General features: G+C 55.0%; 16 protein-coding genes and 1 tRNA gene. 8 read left to right on the forward strand and 9 right to left on the reverse strand.

Features of this window, described 5'->3' with window-relative positions:
- Positions 1-124: 124 nt before the first annotated feature.
- The 4 genes from HOV93_RS26055 to HOV93_RS23800 all read right to left on the reverse strand — a co-directional run bounded on the left by HOV93_RS26055 (position 125) and on the right by HOV93_RS23800 (position 3,019).
- Positions 125-1,000: a prepilin peptidase gene (locus HOV93_RS26055; protein ID WP_235990889.1), complete on the reverse strand. Its 876-nt coding sequence runs from the start codon at positions 998-1,000 to the stop codon at positions 125-127.
- A 333-nt stretch (positions 1,001-1,333) separates the two neighbouring features.
- A complete protein-coding gene (locus tag HOV93_RS23790; RefSeq protein ID WP_315853463.1) occupies positions 1,334-1,588 on the reverse strand; it encodes a Flp family type IVb pilin in 255 nt (84 codons plus the stop codon).
- 71 nt (positions 1,589-1,659) lie between these two features.
- Positions 1,660-2,235, reverse strand: a complete 576-nt coding sequence (locus HOV93_RS23795) for a MerC domain-containing protein (RefSeq protein ID WP_207399057.1) — start codon at positions 2,233-2,235, stop codon at positions 1,660-1,662.
- Positions 2,236-2,929: 694 nt separating this feature from the next.
- Positions 2,930-3,019 (reverse strand) — tRNA-Ser (locus HOV93_RS23800).
- A gap of 224 nt (positions 3,020-3,243) precedes the next feature.
- On the opposite strand from HOV93_RS23800, the gene HOV93_RS23805 reads away from it, so the two are divergent.
- Positions 3,244-4,812: a M20/M25/M40 family metallo-hydrolase gene (locus tag HOV93_RS23805; RefSeq protein WP_207399058.1), complete on the forward strand. Its 1,569-nt coding sequence runs from the start codon at positions 3,244-3,246 to the stop codon at positions 4,810-4,812.
- 323 nt (positions 4,813-5,135) lie between these two features.
- Here the strand turns inward: HOV93_RS23805 and HOV93_RS23810 are convergent, their stop codons facing one another.
- Together HOV93_RS23810 and HOV93_RS23815 are read right to left on the reverse strand one after the other, a co-directional pair.
- Positions 5,136-5,924 (reverse strand): AraC family transcriptional regulator, encoded by a 789-nt coding sequence (locus HOV93_RS23810; protein WP_207399059.1) that lies wholly within the window; start codon positions 5,922-5,924, stop codon positions 5,136-5,138.
- 384 nt (positions 5,925-6,308) lie between these two features.
- Complete coding sequence (locus HOV93_RS23815) at positions 6,309-7,859, reverse strand: cryptochrome/photolyase family protein (RefSeq protein WP_207399060.1); 1,551 nt, start codon at positions 7,857-7,859, stop codon at positions 6,309-6,311.
- Positions 7,860-8,005: 146 nt separating this feature from the next.
- Here HOV93_RS23815 and HOV93_RS23820 point away from each other — a divergent pair, with 146 nt between their 5' ends.
- Positions 8,006-8,533, forward strand: coding sequence for an opioid growth factor receptor-related protein (locus tag HOV93_RS23820; RefSeq protein ID WP_207399061.1), 528 nt, complete (start codon positions 8,006-8,008; stop codon positions 8,531-8,533).
- On the opposite strand, the gene HOV93_RS23825 is transcribed toward HOV93_RS23820, so the two are convergent.
- Entirely contained in the window at positions 8,530-9,540 is a 1,011-nt protein-coding gene (locus HOV93_RS23825) for an FAD:protein FMN transferase (protein WP_207399062.1), read from the reverse strand. The genes HOV93_RS23820 and HOV93_RS23825 overlap by 4 nt on opposite strands.
- 233 nt (positions 9,541-9,773) lie before the next feature.
- Here HOV93_RS23825 and HOV93_RS23830 point away from each other — a divergent pair, with 233 nt between their 5' ends.
- From HOV93_RS23830 to HOV93_RS23855, 6 genes are all read left to right on the forward strand, one after another.
- Complete coding sequence (locus HOV93_RS23830; protein ID WP_207399063.1) at positions 9,774-11,162, forward strand: Gfo/Idh/MocA family protein; 1,389 nt, start codon at positions 9,774-9,776, stop codon at positions 11,160-11,162.
- Positions 11,163-11,354: 192 nt separating this feature from the next.
- Positions 11,355-13,142 carry a sensor histidine kinase gene (locus tag HOV93_RS23835; protein ID WP_207399064.1) on the forward strand — a complete coding sequence of 596 codons (1,788 nt, stop codon included), beginning with the start codon at positions 11,355-11,357 and terminating at the stop codon, positions 13,140-13,142.
- 172 nt (positions 13,143-13,314) lie between these two features.
- Positions 13,315-14,004: a phosphate signaling complex protein PhoU gene (phoU, locus tag HOV93_RS23840; RefSeq protein WP_207399065.1), complete on the forward strand. Its 690-nt coding sequence runs from the start codon at positions 13,315-13,317 to the stop codon at positions 14,002-14,004.
- Positions 14,005-14,038: 34 nt separating this feature from the next.
- Positions 14,039-14,803 (forward strand): response regulator, encoded by a 765-nt coding sequence (locus tag HOV93_RS23845; RefSeq protein ID WP_207399066.1) that lies wholly within the window; start codon positions 14,039-14,041, stop codon positions 14,801-14,803.
- Positions 14,804-15,110: 307 nt separating this feature from the next.
- Positions 15,111-18,554, forward strand: coding sequence for a pyruvate carboxylase (locus HOV93_RS23850; protein WP_207399067.1), 3,444 nt, complete (start codon positions 15,111-15,113; stop codon positions 18,552-18,554).
- 59 nt (positions 18,555-18,613) lie between these two features.
- Positions 18,614-19,402: a biotin--[acetyl-CoA-carboxylase] ligase gene (locus tag HOV93_RS23855; protein WP_207399068.1), complete on the forward strand. Its 789-nt coding sequence runs from the start codon at positions 18,614-18,616 to the stop codon at positions 19,400-19,402.
- Here HOV93_RS23855 and HOV93_RS23860 read toward each other — a convergent pair.
- On the reverse strand, positions 19,379-20,212 hold the full coding sequence (locus tag HOV93_RS23860) for a TrmH family RNA methyltransferase (RefSeq protein ID WP_207399069.1): 834 nt from the start codon (positions 20,210-20,212) through the stop codon (positions 19,379-19,381). The genes HOV93_RS23855 and HOV93_RS23860 overlap by 24 nt on opposite strands.
- Positions 20,213-20,353: 141 nt before the next feature.
- A complete protein-coding gene (locus tag HOV93_RS23865; protein WP_207399070.1) occupies positions 20,354-20,890 on the reverse strand; it encodes a hypothetical protein in 537 nt (178 codons plus the stop codon).
- Positions 20,891-20,964: the final 74 nt, after the last annotated feature.

Here is a 20,964-nt window from a genome sequence, read left to right on the forward strand (position 1 = left end):
CACGCCGCGACAACAGAGAGTCCGTATTGCTCCAGAAGTAAGGACAATGACCAACGCAATCGGCCGCGAGAAACGGTAATCCAATGCTCAAAAGGAGCGGTGGTATAATTGCCGAAGACATTGCTTACACGACCATCAGGCCGACCGAGACAAGTGTGTCTACCTTGGCAATGGCCGTAAATGGTGGTCCGTAGGGGGCACCAGGACATACGGAAAATAAAAGAAAACCGGCTGCAACCATTGGATGAGGCTGAAAGAGTACTAGTTCGACGATTGGGTAACGGGCCGAAATCTTCGACTGGCAGTTTCGGCACCGCCCACCCAGCATCACCCATCCGAAGATCGGTACGTTATCACGTCCAAGGATTTGCGTGTGGCATTGTGGGCAGTGAGAACGCTGAAAGACGACTGACTCTCCACGCGGCAGTCGATACGCCACGACATTTAAGAAACTGCCAATCGTTGCGCCCAGTGCGAAAAACCAAAGGGCACTCACTCCCTCCATGCTGCGAAGTCGTACCATCTCTGCGAGCGACATGTATTCGCGCATGCGGATAGATGGGGAGGGAAAAATGAGGTTTGTGAGCCATTCACTTGTGGGTATCAAGATCATGTAGACGACAAATACAAACGACACACTCCAAAGCGTCACTTGCTTCCATTTCAGTCGCCCGCAAAAAGAAGCCGTTCGGGTGTACAGCCAAGGCGCCAATTCAACGCCATCCGCGATCAAGATCACAAGCAGCATCAAAAAGAAGACCGGTGGCGAAAATAATTTAAGTGCTGGGTGTGGTATTCCCAGGTCAGACTGCCAAATGGCAAAGACGATACATGCGAGGCCGCTGGTCACCAGAGGTGAGAACCAGCATCCCGAGAACACACCCCTTGCTCGACACACAATCCAAACGCCAGCGATAAGGACGCCCAGTCCCTCCGGAGCGTACCAAGCGCCGAGCGACCCCCCCAAGATTCCAAAGCCTGCCTGAAACATCAAAGCCATCGCCAGATATTCACCAGGCAAGCTGCGCTGGAAACAGGAACGAGGCCGTTCATCGCACGGCGCTGAGCTGTCGATTTCGAGCTGAGATCCTGAAATATTCAACTCTCTATTTCCACGTCGTATAACTCGCTGGGCGAACTCAATTGCCCGTTCTACGAATCAAGTCCGGAAGAAGGGGCGGAAGTCGTTGACTCATTCGGTGTCTAAGTTCTCAGTCTCAAAGAAATCTATTGTGTGCGAGGACGTTTAATCCGCCTCGACGATTAGCCCACTAAATGCATCCGGGCTATCCAGTCCGACGTTAATGCCAAGTCGTGCGGTACCGCTGTTGGATTAGATCGTGCTTGCATCCAATCCGATGGCACCACTTCCACCGGAAGTGGTTTCGATGAGCTTTCCAGCTACCTGTGGCCCGTTGTCATCGCCATGGGCACATGGGAGAACCACGCCAACGGCCGCGATCAGATCGCAGGTCTTGTGTCCGAAAAGAGAAACAGCCGCCGCGCTGATCAATGCTACGCCAGCGATGAGCAGGCCATACTCGACCAAGCCCTGACCCTTTTTGTTCCGAAATAATTGCTGCAACACGGTATCTATTCCTTCTTAGCTAAAACAGTTGGAATTGAGTCGTTAGTGAAAATCTGAACGCGCGTCCCGTCTTAGGGACAACATCCGCAACGACAGATGAAATGGCGATTGAGGAGATGCCCACCAACAATCAGTAGCCCTCCGAGAGGAGTCCACAGCCCGGCGTATGCCGTTAGAAAGCCTCCGAACGAAGCGGCACTGACCGTCATGATGAGGTCGTTAGACTCCTCTTCCGATGTCACCTCACTGCTGCAACAGCCATCGGTGCAACAATCGACCGCAGGTTCGGTCGACTCCACGAAATTTGAGCCGTTGACAGGTGCTTCGCAAACTTCGCAGCATTCGCCTGAGAGTCCGTAAGCTGCACTCGTGATAATAGCGAGACCGCAAACCGCAAGTGTGCCTGGCAGCCATCGACGGTGTTTCCGCCAGCCAGGGATGAAAGCAGCGACTGCGATCAAAATGCAGACGCCGGCCATCCACTTATGAAACGATTCGTCGGCCAGAAAGCTCAGCCCAAGCATCGGCAAAAAGCCAATAATAAAGGGCATTGCGGCACAGTGAATTGCGCAGGCAATTGATGCCACGATGCCCAAAAAGTCCCGCCAACTCGATTCAGGAGGTCTTGCCGTTAAATCTGAGTCCATTTTACAACACCCTAGTATCTGCGATGCATTACGAGGATGCGATTGTTGTGTAAATGCAACGAAATTGCAAGTGATATGTTTTGGCGGAATGTTATTTTGACAGGGCGATCGATAATACTCTCGCCTAGAAAGGATGTTTAGTGAATTTTCTGGTTCTCACTCGGAGTGGGGGGGGATTTGTGACACCGAAAAGAATTCTCGGAGCGCAGGCGGCGGATTTATGAAATCGACTGATTGGATTTAATCCCAGTTCTTCACGCTTCACAAAGCTTCGAAATAGCTTGAGGGGAACATCGGCTTCATTCACAAACGCTTTCACAGATTCCGCCATAACTTCATGGGTCAGTGCTCGGCAGCCAGCGTATCCGAGGGGAAGATCAAAGATTGGGTCGGCCACCAGGATGGAGAGATTGTCGCCCTTTATCGACATCAGTTCGACGATGCCAACTAGGCACGCATGGCTCGATCCAATTCACTTCGGCACGACGGAGGCTCGGTAGACTGCCTACCGGGCGTACTGCTGATCGTGTTGTTTTGAGAGGTATTTCGCTCTGAATAAAGTCAGCTTGTGAGACTTCCGTCTCCCTTGATGACCGTTGTTGTACCAATCTTGTCCCAATCGACTGGGACAAAAAATAAGGCTCGCCGTAAAGCCTTCTAGCTGAAGACCTTGCGGCGAGCCTTATTCCGAAAGCGGAGAGAACGGGATTCGAACCCGTGGAACAGTTTTACACCGTTCACCGGTTTAGCAAACCGGCGCATTCGACCACTCTGCCATCTCTCCTGTGGAAAGCGAAAGTCTACACCCTTTTCCTCGGGGCCTCAACGGGACCTCCTTCGCTTTTTGCTAATATGGCCTATGGTTACGCTGAAATAGGTGGTGCAAAATGACCCGCAAGGCGGTCTAGCCGCCAAATTTGGAATAACCATGACCCCATTTACTCGGAATGTGCCACTTGCCACCCATCGTTGGTAGGTATTTTCTGACGGATTCATAGGGATAACTGCATGATATTACGCCTAGGGACAGCCGCAATATTGTTGGGGTTCGCTGGTTTTCAAATGAGCCTGGCTGGTGAACTTTCGCTTTCTGCGGCGATGGATACCATCCAGAAGGAAGACGTGAAGCGGCATGTCGATATCTTGGCCGACGATAGCTTTGAAGGTCGCGAAGCCGGGAGCCGGGGAGGGCGTGCGGCTGGGAATTATCTTCAGGGGCTGTTCTCGAAGTATGGCCTGAAGCCTGCCGGCGATGGTGGCTCGTTCTTTCAACTGTTCCACGGTGGATCGCGAAATATTTTGGGGATCTTGCCAGGCGAACAAGGGGCAGACTCCGGCGATGTCATTGTCGTGGGTGCCCACTACGATCACGTGGGTTACGGCAACCGATCCAATAGCTTTGGCCCGTTTGGCTATGTGCACAATGGAGCAGACGACAACGCCAGCGGCACTGCAGCGCTCTTGGAAGTCGTTCAGGCCCTGACCGAGATGAAGGCTACGCCCAAGCGATCGATCTTATTCGTCTTGTGGGACGGTGAAGAGAAGGGGCTCTTGGGGTCGAAATACTGGGTCGAGCACCCGACCGTGGCATGGGATCGGATTCGCCTATATCTCAACCTAGACATGGTGGGCCGGCTGCGACCTCAAGGCGTCGAGGTTTACGGAACGCGGACGCTTCCAGGCGTTCGCCAAGTAATCTCGAGAGCCAATATGGCGAGCGATTTGAAACTCGACTTTCGTTGGGAAATGACCGACAACAGCGATCACTACACGTTCTATTCGCGATCGATTCCCACACTGATGTATCACACCGGGCTGCATGGTGAATATCACCGTCCGCAGGATGATGCGCACTTAATCAATCACGACGGTATCCAGGCCGTGGCCCGGCTGACGGCGGAAACGGTTTGGGCAGCAGCCAATCGCGATGTCTTCCCTTCGTTTCGTACGCGATCTCGCTTGGAATCGGAATCAGATCGAAAACGATTCGAGGTCGCTCGGGCGGTCAATCGTTCGCGACTGGGTATTCGCTGGAATTCTGGTCAGCAACAGCCTGGGGCCGGGCTTCTGATTGCTTCGGCAACCTCAGACAGTCCGGCCAGCCGCGGCGGTGTTCAGTCTGGTGATCGGCTGGTCGAGTTTGCAGGTATCCCATTTACAAGCGTGGAAAACTTCCTGGCTCAAGTTCAAGCCGCACCAGAGAATGTTGTTTTGAAGGTCGAGCGTGACGGTGAGCAAGAACCGTTATCACTTGAAGTGAAACTTAATTTGAATCCGGCACCGGTCGGAATCTCTTGGACCAACGATCCTGCTGAGCCAGGGGCAATTATGTTGACCAACGTGACCAACGGTTCCGTTGCCAGGCTGGCAGGGCTTCGGCCGTTAGATCGCGTTTACGAAGTGAACGGCAAAGCGATTGAAAGCAGCGGCCACTTCAAAGACCTGGTCACCCAGTATCAAGATCCGACCACGCTTTTGGTCGATCGCGAAGGACATATTCTGCAGATTGAGTTACCGCTAGATACCATCCGCCCCCTGCTTGAGCCGACCGACGACGTCGAGGCGGTACAGCCCTAGCTCATCGCACGATCCCCAGCAATTCGGCCGGCAAATCTCATTTTTGTCAAATCTCGACACAAAGCGTAGCGATAAACGCCAAGACGTTGAGCCGGTCAGGCAATATCTTTAATGACTGAGCATGCAGTTCGCAGGCTAGTCTTTGCGGTTTGTCGTTTAAGACGCGACCTCTTAGGCTCGACTCTCGGTTGCGAGAGTTGGCGACTGTTTCACCATGTGAAATCTAACAGCCAGGGATAAATTGCCATGACCACGCAAGTCGTCGTCGAAATCTTCGACGTTTAGTCAAAGTGCTGGAAGAGTGACGTAGGACGGGGCGTACGCTACTTCCCGTCTTGCGTCATCTTCCTGTATTTAAGTGGCGAGAGGCCTGTAATTCGTTTGAACTGTTTGCAGAACGATGGTTGATCGCTGAAGCCGCAATCCATCGCTACCGCGGCGATATTCTTTTCGCTATCGCGCAGCATCACAGCCGCCGCTTCTACCCTTTGCCGAATCAAATATTGCGAGGGGGTGATTTGAATCATGCTTCGCATCAGGCGTTCGAACTGGCTAACCGATAACCCCGATTCATCCGCCAATTGCTGAACACGAAGCGGCTTGTCGAATTCGGTTTGCATGCGACGAAGAGCGACTGAAAGCTTGTCGTAGCGATCGTCCTTTTCTGTCGGAGCATGCAGGTCGCGCGACATGCCAATGATCGCGATCACCTGCTGGGCCACGTTCTTGGCCAAAACCTTGCTGGTGATATACCACCCTAGCGATCCATCGGGATTGGTAATCATCTCTAGCTGGTCGTGCAAATTTTGCCCACGGGTCAGGAGTTGACGGTCTTGGTGTTGATAGCCGATCGCCAGGGCACGCGGGTAAATATCGAAGGCCGTCTTCCCAATTACCTCTTCCCGGCGAAGCTTGGGAACGCTTCGCAAAAATGCGCTATTTACGCTTAGATAGCGTCCTTCCAGATCCTTGATACAGAGGTTCACTTCGTCTAGCCGGGCAAATAAGTCCTCGACCAGTGCCAACGCAGGGGCCTGGGCAAAGAGGTGTTCAAGGTGATCAATCCATTCGTTTTTGTAATTATTCGGCATGCTGGCAGTGGATTTGGCCAAAGACAAAATCGGAAGGATAAATGAAAATAACGTCTGTTGTTGGGAAATTCATCCTGAAGCAACACGCATCTCTCCATCATGCCACTCAGCGAGAATCCCCACCACCTTGGTGAGTTCATCCTACCTTCATTTACCGTAGCATGATTTGGTCCCGGCGGAAGTTCTCTAGGTTAGCTCGAATGCGTTCTGAGAATTCGGTGAAATGAGCCAAGTACGACTACCACGGATACGCCTTCTTCAGTTGCACGGGTAGGTTCGCTGACGCGGCAATTGGGGGCAAGACAGACTTAGGCTCCGACAAAGAATATTAGGGGATGAACCAGGGGGCTGACACCTCGTTGGCGTTAGCCTCCTGGTTTTCTAATCGCGTTAACATGGCGTTGGCTAGTTCTTAATGCCCCAGTCTTCGCGGAGCTTCTCTGCGTGCTGCCGTATATCAACAAGTTCCCCTGAGTTTCTCTTTCGCTCGACATGCTTCATTTGCAACTTCATGCGTGCGTTGTTTTGAAGCTCATCAAAATGTCGATCGAGAAAATCCCAATAGAAGGTCGTGATCGGACATGCCTCTGCTCCCACGGCCTTCTTGTGGTTGTAGACGCAGCCTTGGCAAAAGTTGCTCATCTTGTTGACGTAATTGCCGGTCGAACAGTATGGCTTCGTGCCCACCACGCCCCCATCGCCGTGCTGGCTCATACCAAGGGTATTGGGAAGCGACACCCAGTCCACCGCGTCTAGATACATGGCCATATGCCACTCATGAAACCGATAGGGATGCACACCCATCGTCAGGGCAAAGTTGCCCAGGACCATCAGGCGTTGGATATGATGCACATAGCCGAATTTCAAAAGATGAGACAGCGACTGCCGGACGCACTGCATCTCGGTCTCGCCATCCCAGAAAAACGACGGCAACGCTGCTTGATGATCGAAGTGATTCATCTCGGCATATTCCGGCATCCTGGTCCAATACACGCCGCGAATAAACTCGCGCCAGCCCACGATTTGCCGCACAAAGCCTTCCACGCTGGCCATCGGAGCCGCCTCCTCTTGGTAAGCTCCGATGGCGGCCTGAACGCATTCCCGAGGATTTAACAGCTTGAGGTTCAAGCTAGTTGAAAGCCGAGAATGGTGCAGAAATGGCTCGTCTGTCCACATCGCATCTTCGTACTTACCAAAGTCCGGGAGATGATACTTGATAAAATCCGATAGCATCCGCCGGGCCTGACTGGGGGTCACCGGTAAGTTGAACGCGTCGACCTCGCCTGGGTGATCGGCGAATCTGTCTTGGACTAGGCGAATCACTTCCGTGGTCGTCTCATCATGCGAGAACGATGTCGGACGACCGATGTTGCCAGGTCCTTCTTTGTCAAACGATTCGCGGTTGTCATGGTCATAGTTCCAAGTACCTCCCACCGGCTTTTCGCCGCGCATGAGGATCTCGTGTTTCTTACGCATCTGGCGATAGAACGTTTCCATCAGCAGCGATTTACGGCCTTGGGCGAACTTCTGGAACTCGTTCACGGTGCAATAGAAGTGAACGTCTGGCAGGAAATCAATCGGGACGTCATACTCCGCGGCGGTTTCTTCTAGCAACTGCTTCACGCGGTAATCGCCTGGCAGCACCACGCGAATCGCTTCCGGTTTCTCCTCTTTAATCGTTTGCGAAAGAAGCTCACCGAAGGTCTTGCCTGAATCCTTACGCTTGTCGGCATATAGCTGATGGTACTGAAGCCGCCGGCCGGCATCGTTCAGTTCATCCCGAAAGTGACGCATGGCGGAAAGGAACAAGACGATCCGCTGCTTGTGGCTGGGGACGTAGGTAATCTCGTGGTCTGTCTCGGCCATCCAGAGTAGATCCTGTTGGGGATCATAGCTGTCGAAAATGGCCGATTCCCGATCCAACTGATCGCCCAAGATTAGCAGCAGATGTCGCATAAGAGGTTCCTAGGTGTCTTGTGTCCAGCGGTGCAAACCGCAAGCAGTAGCGGTAAAGTAACGCGTGAACCCATTTTACTCGCCAACGCAGCGGCGATTGCCTATTCTTATTCATAGACAATCGCCTCACTTACAGGAGAGTCAACATGACTTCGCGCGTTGTCGATTTCTATTGCCATGATGGGACCGACCCCTACGGTCGATCGGTTCTCGATATGATGGCCCTGACCGACCGCGAGTTAGAATCGCAGCACGACATCATTCAATGGATGTTTCCCCTGCATGAAACGTCTAGCGTCAATCCCGATTGTCCGCTGGTCGACGAGCATTCCAGGCACGTTTTGCAGGAGAATATCGATGCCCGTCAGCGGATGCACGAAATGATCACGAGGTTTGCGCGGTTCCTCGGCTTCGAGTTGAACGATGAGGGACAGTTCATTTCCGAGCTTGGTTTGGCGAGCAATCGCGAGAACTGGCACTCCCCCATGAACCACAATCAGTTGCGAATTACCCGCGTTATTCGCAGCATGCGATTGTTTGGGTTTCAGCGTGAGGCCGAAGCATTGTTCGAGGCCGTCACCCACTCGGCTGTCCAGTCGCAGTGCGTCACCGAACGTACGTTGGCCTATTGGAAACAGGCCCTAGAGGGCCCTCTGTTCGAGACGCTGCGTTAATTGTCGGCTGATTGCTTCTGACTGTGTTCGCTCAGCCAACTTCCCAGGTTCGTGCTGGCCCAGCTGATCGGCTTTTCGTCGACAAGCACTTCTATCCAGGCCGCAATGCCTGGTTGCTGCTTTAAGACGTTGGGAGTCTCTTGGGGACCGAGTACGCTGATCGCCGAGGCCCAGGCGTCCGCCTCGGTGGCACTCTTGGCGAAGACCGTAACCGTTGCGCGATGCTCGACTCCGTAACCGGTCCGTGGATCTAGGATATGCGAATAGCGTTTCCCATCGTGTTCGAGGAACTGAAACGCGTCGCCTGAGGTGGCGACCGCACACTGCGAAATGTAGGCAATCATGATCGGCGGCTGTTTCGGATCGAGTCCGGCAAGCCCCACCCGCCATCCTGCCTCACCACGCGGAGCACCGGTTACGGCGACGTCGCCGCCTGCATCGACTAGCGCTCGCGGAATGTCATGCGAAGTTAAGATCTCAAGGGCCGCATCAATGGCATATCCTTTCGCAATGCCTCCGAGGTCGATTCGCATGTTGCTGACGGCCAGGCTCACTGCTTGGGCATTTTCGTCCAACGTAAGATGCTGCGCCCCCACGGACCCTTGCATGGCTTCGATACGCTCGGAGTCCAACTGTCCACGGCGGCGGAACCTTCGCCACTCCTTGGTCAGTGGGCCGACGGTGATATCGAACGCCCCGTTAGAGGCTCGATTCACCTTCTGAGCTTCGGCCAGAACGTTCCACAGGTCGTCACTTACAAGAATAGGTGTCTCTGTCGGAGATTTCGCGGAAAGCTGCAGGACCTCGGAATCACTCCGATAATCGCTACAGATCTGTTCGATCTCTCGGATGCGAGCAAACGCTTCGTCGGTGGCTTTGCGGAAATGCCCGGCGTCATCGCAGTCGGCCACTATGCGGACGATTGTCCCCATGTGAGGCTGGCTGACCGTAAGAAGGGAATTCTCGCCCGCGCACAAGCGGTAGTTGGACATGCTGAGAGCGAGCATTAACGCCCCCCAAAATACAGTCCCCTTTGAGAATGATAGCGTCACTTTCGCTCCGACAGATCGAGTGCGGCGGTGGGAAATTAATTCACGCAAGCCCTTATCTCGCCTACAAATAATTGAATCGTTTAAGAGAATCCAGTATGCTTTTAGCTTAACCTCATAGTACGACGCACGTCTAAATTTTCCCACCTCGCCATCACTTAATATCCACGCGAAACGGAGAGTCTCCATCTATGGCTAAGAAAGATTCGAAGAACAAGACCAACGCGACCCAGCCTTCGCGGCGTGACTTCATCAAGACTGGTTCGTCCATGCTCGTCGCCGGTGGAGCAATCGCGGGTACGTTAAGCATCGCCCAAAGCGCCCATGCGTTTGGTAGCGATCAAATCAAAATCGGTTTGGTGGGCTGTGGCGGTCGCGGTACCGGTGCTGCCGATCAAGCAATGAACACCAAAGGCGACACCAAGCTCGTGGCGATGGGCGATGTGTTTGAAGATCGTCTGAAGCAGAGCCTGCGTTCCCTTTCGAGTCGTCACGCCAAGCAAGTCGAAGTGCCGGAAGATCGTCAATACGTTGGTTTCGATGCCTACAAGAAGGTGATTGATTCCGATTGCGACCTGGTGATTTTGGCCACCTCGCCTGGTTTCCGTCCGCTGCACTTTGAAACCGCAGTGAACGCCGGTAAGCACATCTTCATGGAAAAGCCAGTCGGTACCGATGCCCCAGGCATTCGCCGTGTGCTGGAAGCCAATAAGATTGCCAAGGAAAAGAACCTGGCCGTCGCCGTGGGTCTGCAGCGTCATCACGAGAAAGCCTATGTCGAAACGATCAACCGTTTGAAAGACGGTGCGATCGGCGACATCATCTTCTGCCGAGCCTATTGGAACTCAGGCGGCGTGTGGACTCGTAACCGTTCTGCCTCGCAGACCGAACTCGAGTATCAAATGCGTAACTGGTACTACTTCAACTGGCTGTGTGGCGATCACATCGTCGAACAGCACATCCACAACCTCGACGTCATCAACTGGTTGATGGATGGACCTCCGGAAACGGCCGAAGGCCAAGGTGGTCGTCAGGTTCGTAAGGGTGCCGATCATGGTGAAATCTACGATCACCATATGATCGAGTTCACTTACCCCAACGGTGTGAAAATGCTCAGCTCTTGCCGCCACATTCCTGGCTGCTGGAACAGCGTTTCGGAACACGCACATGGCTCGAAGGGTTACGCCGACATCAGTGGCGGCAAGATCTACGACGCCAAGGGCGACCTGGCGTGGAGCTACGGTCAAGGCGGCCGTGGTGGTCACCAGGAAGAACACCACGACCTGTTCGCTTCGCTGCGAAATGGCGAACGGCCGAACGAAGGGGACTACGGTGCTCACAGCACCATGACCGCAATCTTCGGTCGTATGGCGACTTACTCCGGTGGTCACAGCGGCAAGGGTGGCAAAGTGCTGAAGTACGACGACGCCCTGAAGTCGGAGATCGCCCTGGCTGACTTCGACAAGCTGACCAACATGGAAGACGAAGCTCCGGTCAAGCCAAATCCCGAAGCCGCCAAGAAGCAGCAGGAACAATCGCCTTACGTGGTTCCAATGCCTGGCGAGTCGATCACCATCTAAACGTTGGTGCTGATCACAGTGAATAAATAACTTGAAAGGGCGGGCCGGATGGCTCGCCCTTTTTCGTTGTCAGAGCGGATTATGAACGGAACTTCATGAAAACATGCGGTATTCGCTCATGCCAAATGGCGAAGTCCCTTTTATGATACAAGATGGCATTTTCTCCGCAGGGACGATTGTTGACGAGACACCATGGTACGCTCACGTATAGGAACATACATCTTACTGTTGGTGGTAGCGTTAAGCTTTGTAACCCTGGTTGCGATGACTTGGGCTGCCGCAGAAGAGCGGCGGTCTGCCATTCGGCAGGAAAGAATCCAAAACCTGGAAACGGTTGTCCAACTGGTAAAGGCCAGTGTCCTTAACGAGGATGACCCGAATCGCCTGGATGAAGACCGACTGCAACGTCACGCGAAGCGTTTTGCTACCGAGTCTGGGTTGTATTTAACGATCATTAGTGATGGTGGCCGGGTCTTGGCCGATTCGCTCTACCCACCCCGAAGAATGGAGAACCTGAGCGAACTCAGCGAGTTTCGCAATGCCAATACACGCGACTTCGGATACGCCGAAAGGCTGTTAGTCGATCAGGACGTCACAATGCTCATGGTGGCGCAGCGGGTGGTTCACAAAGGCGATACGATCGCGTTTGTCCGTGCCGGAATTCCCAAGGCCAATCTCGATAGTTCGCCAGGGGCGATTGCCTTGGTGGTGGGATGCATCGCGATCGGGACCGTGATCGCAGGCATCTTTCTTACACGCATTGTCGAAACCAAAGCGGTCGATCCTGTCATCGATCTGACCGAGGCCTGCGATGCTTTGGCCGAGAACGGTCAAATGAAGCACCTGTGGAACTCGTCTCGCGATGAACTCGGGCAACTCGTGCGGCATTTTCAAGCCATGGCCATGGCCGTCACTCAGCGTGAGACGGCCCTGCGCGATCAAGCCAACCGTATCGAAACGGTCCTCGGAAGCATGGTCGAAGGGGTTCTCGCCGTAAATGCCGACCGAGTTGTGCTGCTGGCGAACCAGGCCGTGCGGCATCTGCTGGGCATACGTGCCGACAAAGTGGAAGGTCGGCCTCTGATCGAAGTCACGCGGATTCGGGCGCTCGACCAATCGGTGCAACAAGCGATGTCGACCGGTCAGGCATGTTCGTCCGAGTTTGAAGTATCGTCGCCGGTTCGCCGGTTCATCAATATTCAAGCGAATTGCCTGCCGGGCGATCCTTGTCCTGGCGTCGTCTTGGTGCTGCATGATATGACCGAACTACGCCGGCTGGAAAACCTCAGACGAGAGTTTGTGGCCAACGTTTCTCACGAGCTCAAAACGCCCCTGGCGGCCATTCGTGCCTACGCCGAAACGCTTCATATGGGAGCGGTCGACGACGCCGAGAATCGTGGATACTTCCTTGGGCAAATTACCGATCAAAGTGACCGACTGCATGACTTGATCATGGATATGTTGCAGTTGGCTCGCGTGGAAGCTGGCCAGGAAGTCTTCGACATCACCGACGTCAATGTCGCTGACATCGCTCAGTGGAGTGTCGATTCGCTACGAGACAAAGCCGCCGCCAAAGACATTCGCCTGATCGTTGAATCGGCCGAGGATGACGAGATCTACGTCCGCGCCGATGAGGAAGGGCTGAGAACTATCGTCGGGAACCTGGTCGATAACGCGGTGAAGTACTCCGGCAAGCCCGGCGATGTCCTCGTCCGCTGGCACAACGAAGGTGATCAGGTAGCCATCTCGGTTCAAGACAACGGTATCGGCATCCCTTTAGAAGCTCAGGGGCGAATATTCGAGCGGTTCTTTCGAGTCGATAAAGCACGCTCCCGAGAAATGGGGGGTACGGGGCTGGGTCTTTCAATCGTCAAGCACTTGGCGGGCTCGTTCGGGGGGAGCGTAGACCTGAAAAGCAACCTGGATGAGGGGGCTACCTTTACTGTTCGTCTGAAAAGATGCCGGGTTCTTACAAATTAACCAATGTGTTTACATTGTCTTAACAGAGCAGGGTTAACATAAGGTTCATCGAAAGCACCTCATTTCTGCGATCTTTAGGGGCGTGCCCTCGGGAAAGTAGGTCCTCGCTTTCGGTCCGATGCCGGCGGAGCCGAGCTCACCCCAGTCCCACGATATTCTTAGACAAATCACGATGCCTCTCCATCTGCAACGCGATCTGGATCACCTCCATCACGAGGTGCTATCGCTATCGGGAGTGGTCGAGGAAATGCTCGAAAAGGCGACTCGGGCACTGTTTGAACGTAACCCGCATATCGCCGACGAGGTGATCGGGATCGACATCATTGTCGACGAGCGTGAAGTTCAGATCGAAGAAGAGTGCCTCAAGACGTTGGCATTGCATCAGCCGGTCGCCGTCGATCTCCGACGAATCGCGACGGTTCTCAAAGTAAACAACGACCTGGAACGCATGGCGGATCTCACGGTGAATTTGGCTGAGCGAGCCAAGAGCGTGATCGAGTTCCCCGCGTTCGTTATCCCTGCACGTTTGGCACGCATGGTCGAGATGACCAAGGGGATGGTCTCGGACGTGCTCGATTCGTTCGTCAATATGGACATTCACGCCGCTGCTCGTGTGGGCGCGATGGATGCCGATGTCGACCGCATGAATCGCGAGATTATCGAAGAACTACAAAAAGTGATGCGTGATCGACCTGATCAGGTGGTTCCTGCTTTGCATTGCTTTTCAGCAAGTCGACACATTGAGCGAATTTCAGATCACGCCGTCAATATTGCTGATGACGTGATCTATATGGTTGAGGGAGTCATCGTACGACATCGTTTTTCTAACGGTAGCGATGCAGACTCCATAACACGTGCGTAACACCCTTTTTTGTTTTAGTAAATTGGACCTAGACATGGCCCGAATGAAAATTCTGATTGTCGAAGACGACCGAGCTTTGGCCGACGTATTGGCTTACAACGTACGTCAGGCCGGCTACGAGGTACTCTCCGCCTACGATGGTCAGGATGGTTTAACCCAGGCGCAAGTGAAGACGCCGGACATGATAATTCTGGACCTGATGCTTCCGGTCGTCGATGGACTGGAAGTGTGTCGTCGGCTGCGGGCAGATCCCGCTACCCGAGACATCATGGTGCTGATGCTGACCGCCAAAGCGGAAGAGTCGGATCAACTGATCGGCTTTTCGCTTGGGGCCGACGATTATGTCACCAAGCCGTTCAGCGTGAAAGTCCTGTTGGAACGAATCAAAGCCCTCGAGCGTCGTCGTCGCGGAACCGAAACAACCACAACCGATGTGGTTGCCAGCCAAGGGGTGACGATCGATCGTCGCCGCCACCGCGCAACCGTCCATGGCAAGCCGCTGCAGCTGACTCGCAGCGAGTTCCGCCTGTTGGAAACGCTCACGCGTCAGCCAGGCCGCGTGTTCGATCGATCAGAACTAATCGACGCCGCTTTGGGTGAAGACACCGTCGTCATGGAACGTACCATCGACGTCCATGTTCGAGCGCTCCGTCGTAAGATGGCCGAGTTCGCCGATCTTATCGAAACCGTGCGTGGTGTCGGCTACCGATTCCGTGATCCGGGTGCTAGTCCCAGCAGCGATGCTGATGCCGATACCGACGAAGATTATGCTGAGCCAGCGGGCATCTCGCGCATCTAATTTGCGAGACGAGGCCCAGCAGACTAGCGAATACTATCAAGAGAACGAGTGATCGAACTCGTTCTCTTTTCTTGCGCTGTGGTCTCACCTTGCTGCAAGGTCGCGGCGCTCTGCCGCCGAACCATTAGGAATCGCCAGCATAATGCGATCAAGCTACCACCGGGCATGTCGGATTCGATCAAATTGATGACTGACTTACGCTCGTTTTCTACACCTACTATCTGGTATACTGGCCGGCTTTACCCCGCAACATCTCTCCCGCCTGGCTGCCCTGCTTTGGGTAGCCGGTTGTTGAATACGGCCGACTATGAAAAAAATCACCAAGCTTCTGGCAGCCAATCGTAGCGAAATCGCCATCCGTATTTTCCGTAGTGCCCATGAATTGGGGATTCGGACGGTCGGGATGTACTCTTACGAAGATCGCTTTGCTCTACATCGTTTCAAGGCCGACGAAGCCTATCTGATTGGCCACGAGGGAGAGCCTGTTCGGGCCTACTTAGACATCCCCAGCGTGATTCACCTGTGCAAGACGCACAATATCGATGCCATCCATCCTGGTTATGGGTTCATGTCCGAGAACCCCGATTTGGCGGATGCCTGCGATAAGAACGGCATCGTCTTTATCGGTCCCTCGAAGCGATGCTTAGAGATGCTCGGTGACAAGACGGCTGCCCGCAGCGTGGCCAAGCAGGCCGGTGTGCCGATTCTGGGGGGAAGCGACGCGGCGATCGAAGACGTGGCCGCGGGCCAAGAACTAGCCGAACAGATGGGTTTCCCGATCATCCTGAAAGCCGCCAAAGGGGGCGGTGGTCGCGGGATGCGGGTGGTCAATTCTGCCGAAGAGTTCGAGTCGGCCTTCAAAGAAGCTCAGCGCGAATCGCTCAACGCGTTTGGCAGCCCCGATATTTTCATCGAGAAGTTCATTCAGCAGGCCCGGCATATTGAAGTGCAGTTGCTGGGCGATAAGCAGGGAAACCTGGTGCACCTTTACGAACGCGATTGCAGCGTGCAGCGGCGGCATCAGAAGGTGGTCGAGATCGCCCCAGCACCGAAGCTCGATCCGCAGACCCGGCAAGGTTTGTGCGATGCGGCCGTCGCCATCGGTAAGGCCGTCGATTACTACGCAGCCGGAACGGTAGAGTTCCTGCTGGATGCCGCCACCGGCGAGTTCTACTTCATTGAAGTCAATCCACGAATTCAGGTCGAGCATACCGTCACCGAAGAAATCACCGGCATCGACCTGGTGAAGTCGCAAATCTTGGTCTCCCAGGGAGAATCGCTCGATCACCCCGAAATCGGGATTCCCACGCAAGAGTCGGTCGTGCCGTTTGGTTTTGCGTTGCAGTGCCGCGTCACCACTGAAGACGCGTCGAACAAGTTCATGCCTGACTATGGGCGTGTGACTCACTACCGCAGTGGTGCCGGGATGGGCGTGCGGCTTGATGCCGGCAGTGCGTTTAGTGGCGCGGTGGTGCATCCGTACTACGACTCGTTGTTGGTGAAGGTCACCGCCCGCGGTCGGCGTTTCGTCGATGCGGCGCGACGGATGGAACGCGTGCTGCAAGAGTTCCGCGTGCGAGGTGTGAAGACGAATATTCCCTTCCTCTCTCGCCTGATGAAGCACCCGACGTTTGTCGATGGAATGTGTACCACGCGATTCATCGATGAAACTCCGGATCTGATGCAGTTCATTCCGCGTAAAGATCGCGCGACGAAGTTGCTCAAATTCCTCGGCGACATCGCCGTCAACGGGAACCCTTTGGTCAAAGATCGAGTGGTCTCCAAACGCCGTGACCCGGCTCCCACGCCCACCGTTGATGTCGACGCGCCGCTGCCCAAGGGCTCGCGCGATCGCTTTAAGGAACTGGGGAGCGAAAAGTTCGCCCAGTGGGTGCGCGATCAAAAGCAGTTGCTGTACACCGATACGACCTTTCGCGATGCCCACCAAAGCTTGCTCGCGACACGCATGCGGACCAATGACTTGCTGAACATCTCGTCAGCGTATGCTCACAACTGCGCCGACCTGTTTTCGATCGAGATGTGGGGTGGGGCAACCTTCGATACAACCATGCGATTCTTGAAAGAGTCGCCCTGGCAGCGTCTGGCCGACATGCGGCAACGCATACCCAACATCTTGTTCCAGATGCTGCTTCGGGCCTCCAACGCCGTGGGCTATACGAACTACCCGGATAACGTCGTCAAAGCGTTCGTCCAAGAGGCTGCCCAGGCCGGGCTCGACGTGTTCCGCGTGTTCGACGCGCTCAACTGGGTGCCGAACATGAAGGTGGCCATGGACGCCGTCATCGAGTCGGGGGCCATCTGCGAAGCTTCGATTTGCTACACCGGCGATATTAGCAATCCGAAACGAGACAAGTACTCGCTGAAGTATTACGTCGACCTAGCCAAACAGTTGGAAAGCATGGGGGCCCACTTCCTGGCCATCAAAGACATGGCCGGGCTATGTAAGCCGACCGCCGCACGCAAACTGATCAAGACGCTGCGAGAAGAGATCGGCCTGCCAATTCACTTCCACACGCACGACACGGCCGGCATTCAGGCCGCTTCGATCCTGGAAGGCTCCGAAGTCGGGCTCGACATTGCCGATGCGGCCATGGCGCCTCTTTCCGGTGGCACCTCGCAGCCGAATCTCAATACGGTCGTCGAGATGCTTCGCGGCACACCGCAGGAAAGCAAGCTGGGGACAAAGCAGATCGACGAAATCGCCGAGTACTGGCGATCGGTGCGCGAGTTCTATACGCCGTTTGAAAGCACCGTGCTGCCGGCGACGGCCGATCTGTATCGCCACGAAATGCCAGGCGGTCAGTACACCAATCTGTTCCAGCAAGCCCATGCGTTGGGTTTGTCGGATCAATGGGCCGAGATCTGCGAGATCTACGCTCAGGTGAACGACATGCTGGGCGACATCGTGAAGGTGACGCCGACGTCGAAAGCGGTCGGCGATATGGCCCTGTTTATGGTCGCCAACGAGTTGACGCCGGCAGATGTTCTCAATCCCGAGCGAGAACTGGCCTTCCCGGCTTCGGTCAAAGACTTGCTGGGTGGCCGCATGGGGCAGCCGCCGGGCGGTTTTCCTGAAGGCCTTCAGAAACGCGTAATGCGGGACGAAGCAATCCTGACCACACGGCCAGGCGAAAGCTTCGAGCCAGCCGACTTTGACGACGCAGCGGAAAAGGTCGAGAAGATCCTGGGCCGCACACCCAAGCGAAACGAAGTCGTTTCCTACTTGCTTTATCCCAAAGTCTACGAAGACTTTGCCAAGCATGAGGTCGAGTTCGGAGACATCAGCAACTTGCCCACTCCGGTCTTCTTCTACGGCCAAGAGCCAGGCGAAGAACTGGTGATTGATATCGAAACAGGCAAGACGCTGATCGTGAAGTTTCTGACAGTAAGCGATCCACACCCCGACGGCACACGCGTGGTCTTCTTCGAGCTGAACGGCCAGCCACGCGAAGTCAGCGTCCTCGATCATTCGCTCGAGTCGGACGTTCCTAAACGGCAAAAGGCCGACTCCGGCGATTCGAAGCAGATTGGTTCCTCGATGCCAGGCATGGTCGTGACCGTTGCCGTCGAGTCAGGCGAGAAGGTCGCTAAGGGGCAGAAACTTCTGTCGTTGGAAGCAATGAAGATGGAAACCACCGTTTATGCCGAAGTGGCCGGGACAGTGGAAGAAGTGCTCGTCAAACCCGGTAGCCAAGTCGAGACCGGCGACCTCATGATTCGACTGTCGTAGGCTTTATGCTTAGCCCCGAGGGGATAGATAGAGATCCCCTGGCGTTGTGGTATTAAACGATGAATGATTGGTTTCCCGATTTAGCACGGCAAGAGATCGAGCGTCAAGCTGGTTTTGCGGTTGTCGATGTGTTCGATGAGTTGCCATCGACAAGCGACCATGCGCTGGCCAACCTGACTGCCTATAGCCAACGCTTGCCGGCGGTGATTGTGGCCCGTCGGCAGACCCAAGGGCGGGGCAGGGGATCGCGTAGCTGGTTTGCTGGCGATGGGGCGCTGACGTTCACCGCGATGTTGGGCCAAGACGATACGCCTGTCGTGCCTAGCAACTGGCCGCGATGTTCGCTCATCGCTGGCGTGGCGATGTGCCAGACGCTGGAGGCATTGACCGAGTCCGACGGCTTTCAATTGAAATGGCCCAACGATGTCTACCTGAGCGGCAGGAAGGTCTGCGGCATCCTGGTCGAAAAGCGAGACGCCGCCGAGCCGGTGTTGTGCGTGGGGATTGGCGTGAATGTCAACAACTCGCTGGAAGATGCCCCGACAGATGTTCAACAACGAGCGATCGCGATGACCGATGTGACCGGCCAGCAGCACTTTCTGCCTGAGATTTTGCTGGGCTTCTTGACGCGATTTCGAGAGCTATGCGGGCGAAACGTCGATTGCCTGACCGACCTGCTCCCTTACTGGCGGACGCATTGCCTGCTAACGGGCCGCGCGATTGAAACGCGTCAGGCCGATAAGCAGATCGCAGGCGAGTGTCACGGCATCGATCCATCAGGGGCACTGCTGGTCGAAACTTCCGCCGGAGAGCGACAGATTGTCTCAGGCGAGATCATCCGCTGGTAAAGTCCCTTGCATGTGGCAGAAGTGATAGAGAAAGATGCCGGTGGCCATCGCCACGTTTAGCGAGTCACTTCCACGCTGCATCGCAATGGTAATCTGGTGGGTGCAGTGGGCGAGCGTTTCTTCTTCCAGCCCATACCCTTCGTGACCCACTAGAAGCACGCTGCGTGGGGCTCGGTTGACTTGCGAGAGGGGAGTCGCGTTGTCCGAGAGAACGGTCGCGAAGTTTTCAAAGCCCAACGCCACAAGCTTGAGAAGGTCGGTCGTGAAGTCTTCGCTTTCGACAATCGGTATCTTGAACGCATGTCCGGTTGAAACGCGAAGCGTGCGTCGTGCAAATGGATCGGCACAGCCGTCGTCGAGCAGGATGGCATCGGCCCCAAATGCACAGGCCGCGCGGATGATTGTGCCCAGGTTCTCGGAGTCTCCGATCTTCGAGGCCGCCAGAATCGTGGAGGTTTGTGGGACATCGCCAGGAAAGACCGACTCGATCGTATCTCGCTGAGGACGTTGCCCGCAGGCCAAGATCCCGCGATGAAAGTTATAGCCGACCAGTTCCTTGATATCGTCGCGCGGTAAGACGTAGATCGGGAACTGGCCCACACGCTGCGGGGGAAGCTCTGGGATCTTGGCCGGGTTGTCCACGAGAATCGATTCCACGTGAAAGGGGCTCTCGAGAAGCCGCTGCACCAGAAACTGGCTTTCGGCAACGAAGTAGCCATCGCTCATATGACTCTTACGCTCGTACGCGCGCTGGTAGCGAGCCAGTTGAGGATCGTGAGGCGAACTGAGGTGGATGATGCTGGGCGACATAGAGGGCTATTTTATCGATCGATCGCCGAAGCTCTAGAGTGCTTGTCGTCACCGCATGGCCTTCGAACGAAAAAAGCCCTGGAAGATGGGTGTCTTCCAGGGCTGGATCGGAACAGTACTGAATTGAAGGAGAGTAACGCGTTATCGCGAGAGAGTATCGAGGCTGGCTTGCTCGAGAATCATCGGCGGCATAGGGGGAACTTCCGAAGGCGAGGACTTCGGTGTTGCCACGGCAGGCATTGGCTGAGGTGCTTGGCTAGGCATCGCGTCGGTGCTGCATCCGCAAGCAGGATCGCCACAAGCTCCGCCGCAGTTGTTGCCACAGCCACAGCCGTTGCCATGGGCACATCCATTGCCATAGCAGCCGTTGTCGATAACGTTCCATTCGACTTCGCAGTCAGGGCACTTGTATTCCCACTTGGTCAATTGCTTGACCGAGCGAACCTTGCCGCATTTCAGCGGCGTGCAGCAGTCTTCCCAGGGGAAGCGGACCGCGGGAATGCAGACGTCTTTGCACTTATCTGCATAACAGTTGTGTGCGACTTCAATTTCCTTCACTTCCGGCGAGCAGGTTTTGCCGTAGGACGAGCAGCACGTCGGCGTGCAGCATTTCGTCGTACAGCACCCACTGCCGTAGAGCAGCAGGCTTAGGCCAACGATGGCGAGGTATCGGTTCATGGAGATCGCTCCGTATTGAATGTTTAACTTACTTGTTTCTGGTTGCCTGACTCTCGGCCAGAGCCAGGCAAAGG

The organism is Bremerella alba (genome assembly GCF_013618625.1).
Taxonomy (GTDB): Bacteria; Planctomycetota; Planctomycetia; order Pirellulales; family Pirellulaceae; genus Bremerella; species Bremerella alba.

Bases quoted from the DNA above. Each gene is read 5' to 3' on its own strand.
- phoU (WP_207399065.1), top strand. From the start codon at position 13,315: ATGCCTCTCCATCTGCAACGCGATCTGGATCACCTCCATCACGAGGTG.
- HOV93_RS23865 (WP_207399070.1), bottom strand. From the start codon at position 20,890: ATGAACCGATACCTCGCCATCGTTGGCCTAAGCCTGCTGCTCTACGGC.
- HOV93_RS23825 (WP_207399062.1), bottom strand. From the start codon at position 9,540: ATGCTCGCTCTCAGCATGTCCAACTACCGCTTGTGCGCGGGCGAGAAT.
- HOV93_RS23855 (WP_207399068.1), top strand. From the start codon at position 18,614: ATGAATGATTGGTTTCCCGATTTAGCACGGCAAGAGATCGAGCGTCAA.
- HOV93_RS23805 (WP_207399058.1), top strand. From the start codon at position 3,244: ATGATATTACGCCTAGGGACAGCCGCAATATTGTTGGGGTTCGCTGGT.
- HOV93_RS23850 (WP_207399067.1), top strand. From the start codon at position 15,111: ATGAAAAAAATCACCAAGCTTCTGGCAGCCAATCGTAGCGAAATCGCC.
- HOV93_RS23860 (WP_207399069.1), bottom strand. From the start codon at position 20,212: ATGTCGCCCAGCATCATCCACCTCAGTTCGCCTCACGATCCTCAACTG.
- HOV93_RS26055 (WP_235990889.1), bottom strand. From the start codon at position 1,000: ATGGCTTTGATGTTTCAGGCAGGCTTTGGAATCTTGGGGGGGTCGCTC.
- HOV93_RS23795 (WP_207399057.1), bottom strand. From the start codon at position 2,235: ATGGACTCAGATTTAACGGCAAGACCTCCTGAATCGAGTTGGCGGGAC.
- HOV93_RS23835 (WP_207399064.1), top strand. From the start codon at position 11,355: ATGGTACGCTCACGTATAGGAACATACATCTTACTGTTGGTGGTAGCG.
- HOV93_RS23820 (WP_207399061.1), top strand. From the start codon at position 8,006: ATGACTTCGCGCGTTGTCGATTTCTATTGCCATGATGGGACCGACCCC.
- HOV93_RS23845 (WP_207399066.1), top strand. From the start codon at position 14,039: ATGGCCCGAATGAAAATTCTGATTGTCGAAGACGACCGAGCTTTGGCC.
- HOV93_RS23815 (WP_207399060.1), bottom strand. From the start codon at position 7,859: ATGCGACATCTGCTGCTAATCTTGGGCGATCAGTTGGATCGGGAATCG.
- HOV93_RS23830 (WP_207399063.1), top strand. From the start codon at position 9,774: ATGGCTAAGAAAGATTCGAAGAACAAGACCAACGCGACCCAGCCTTCG.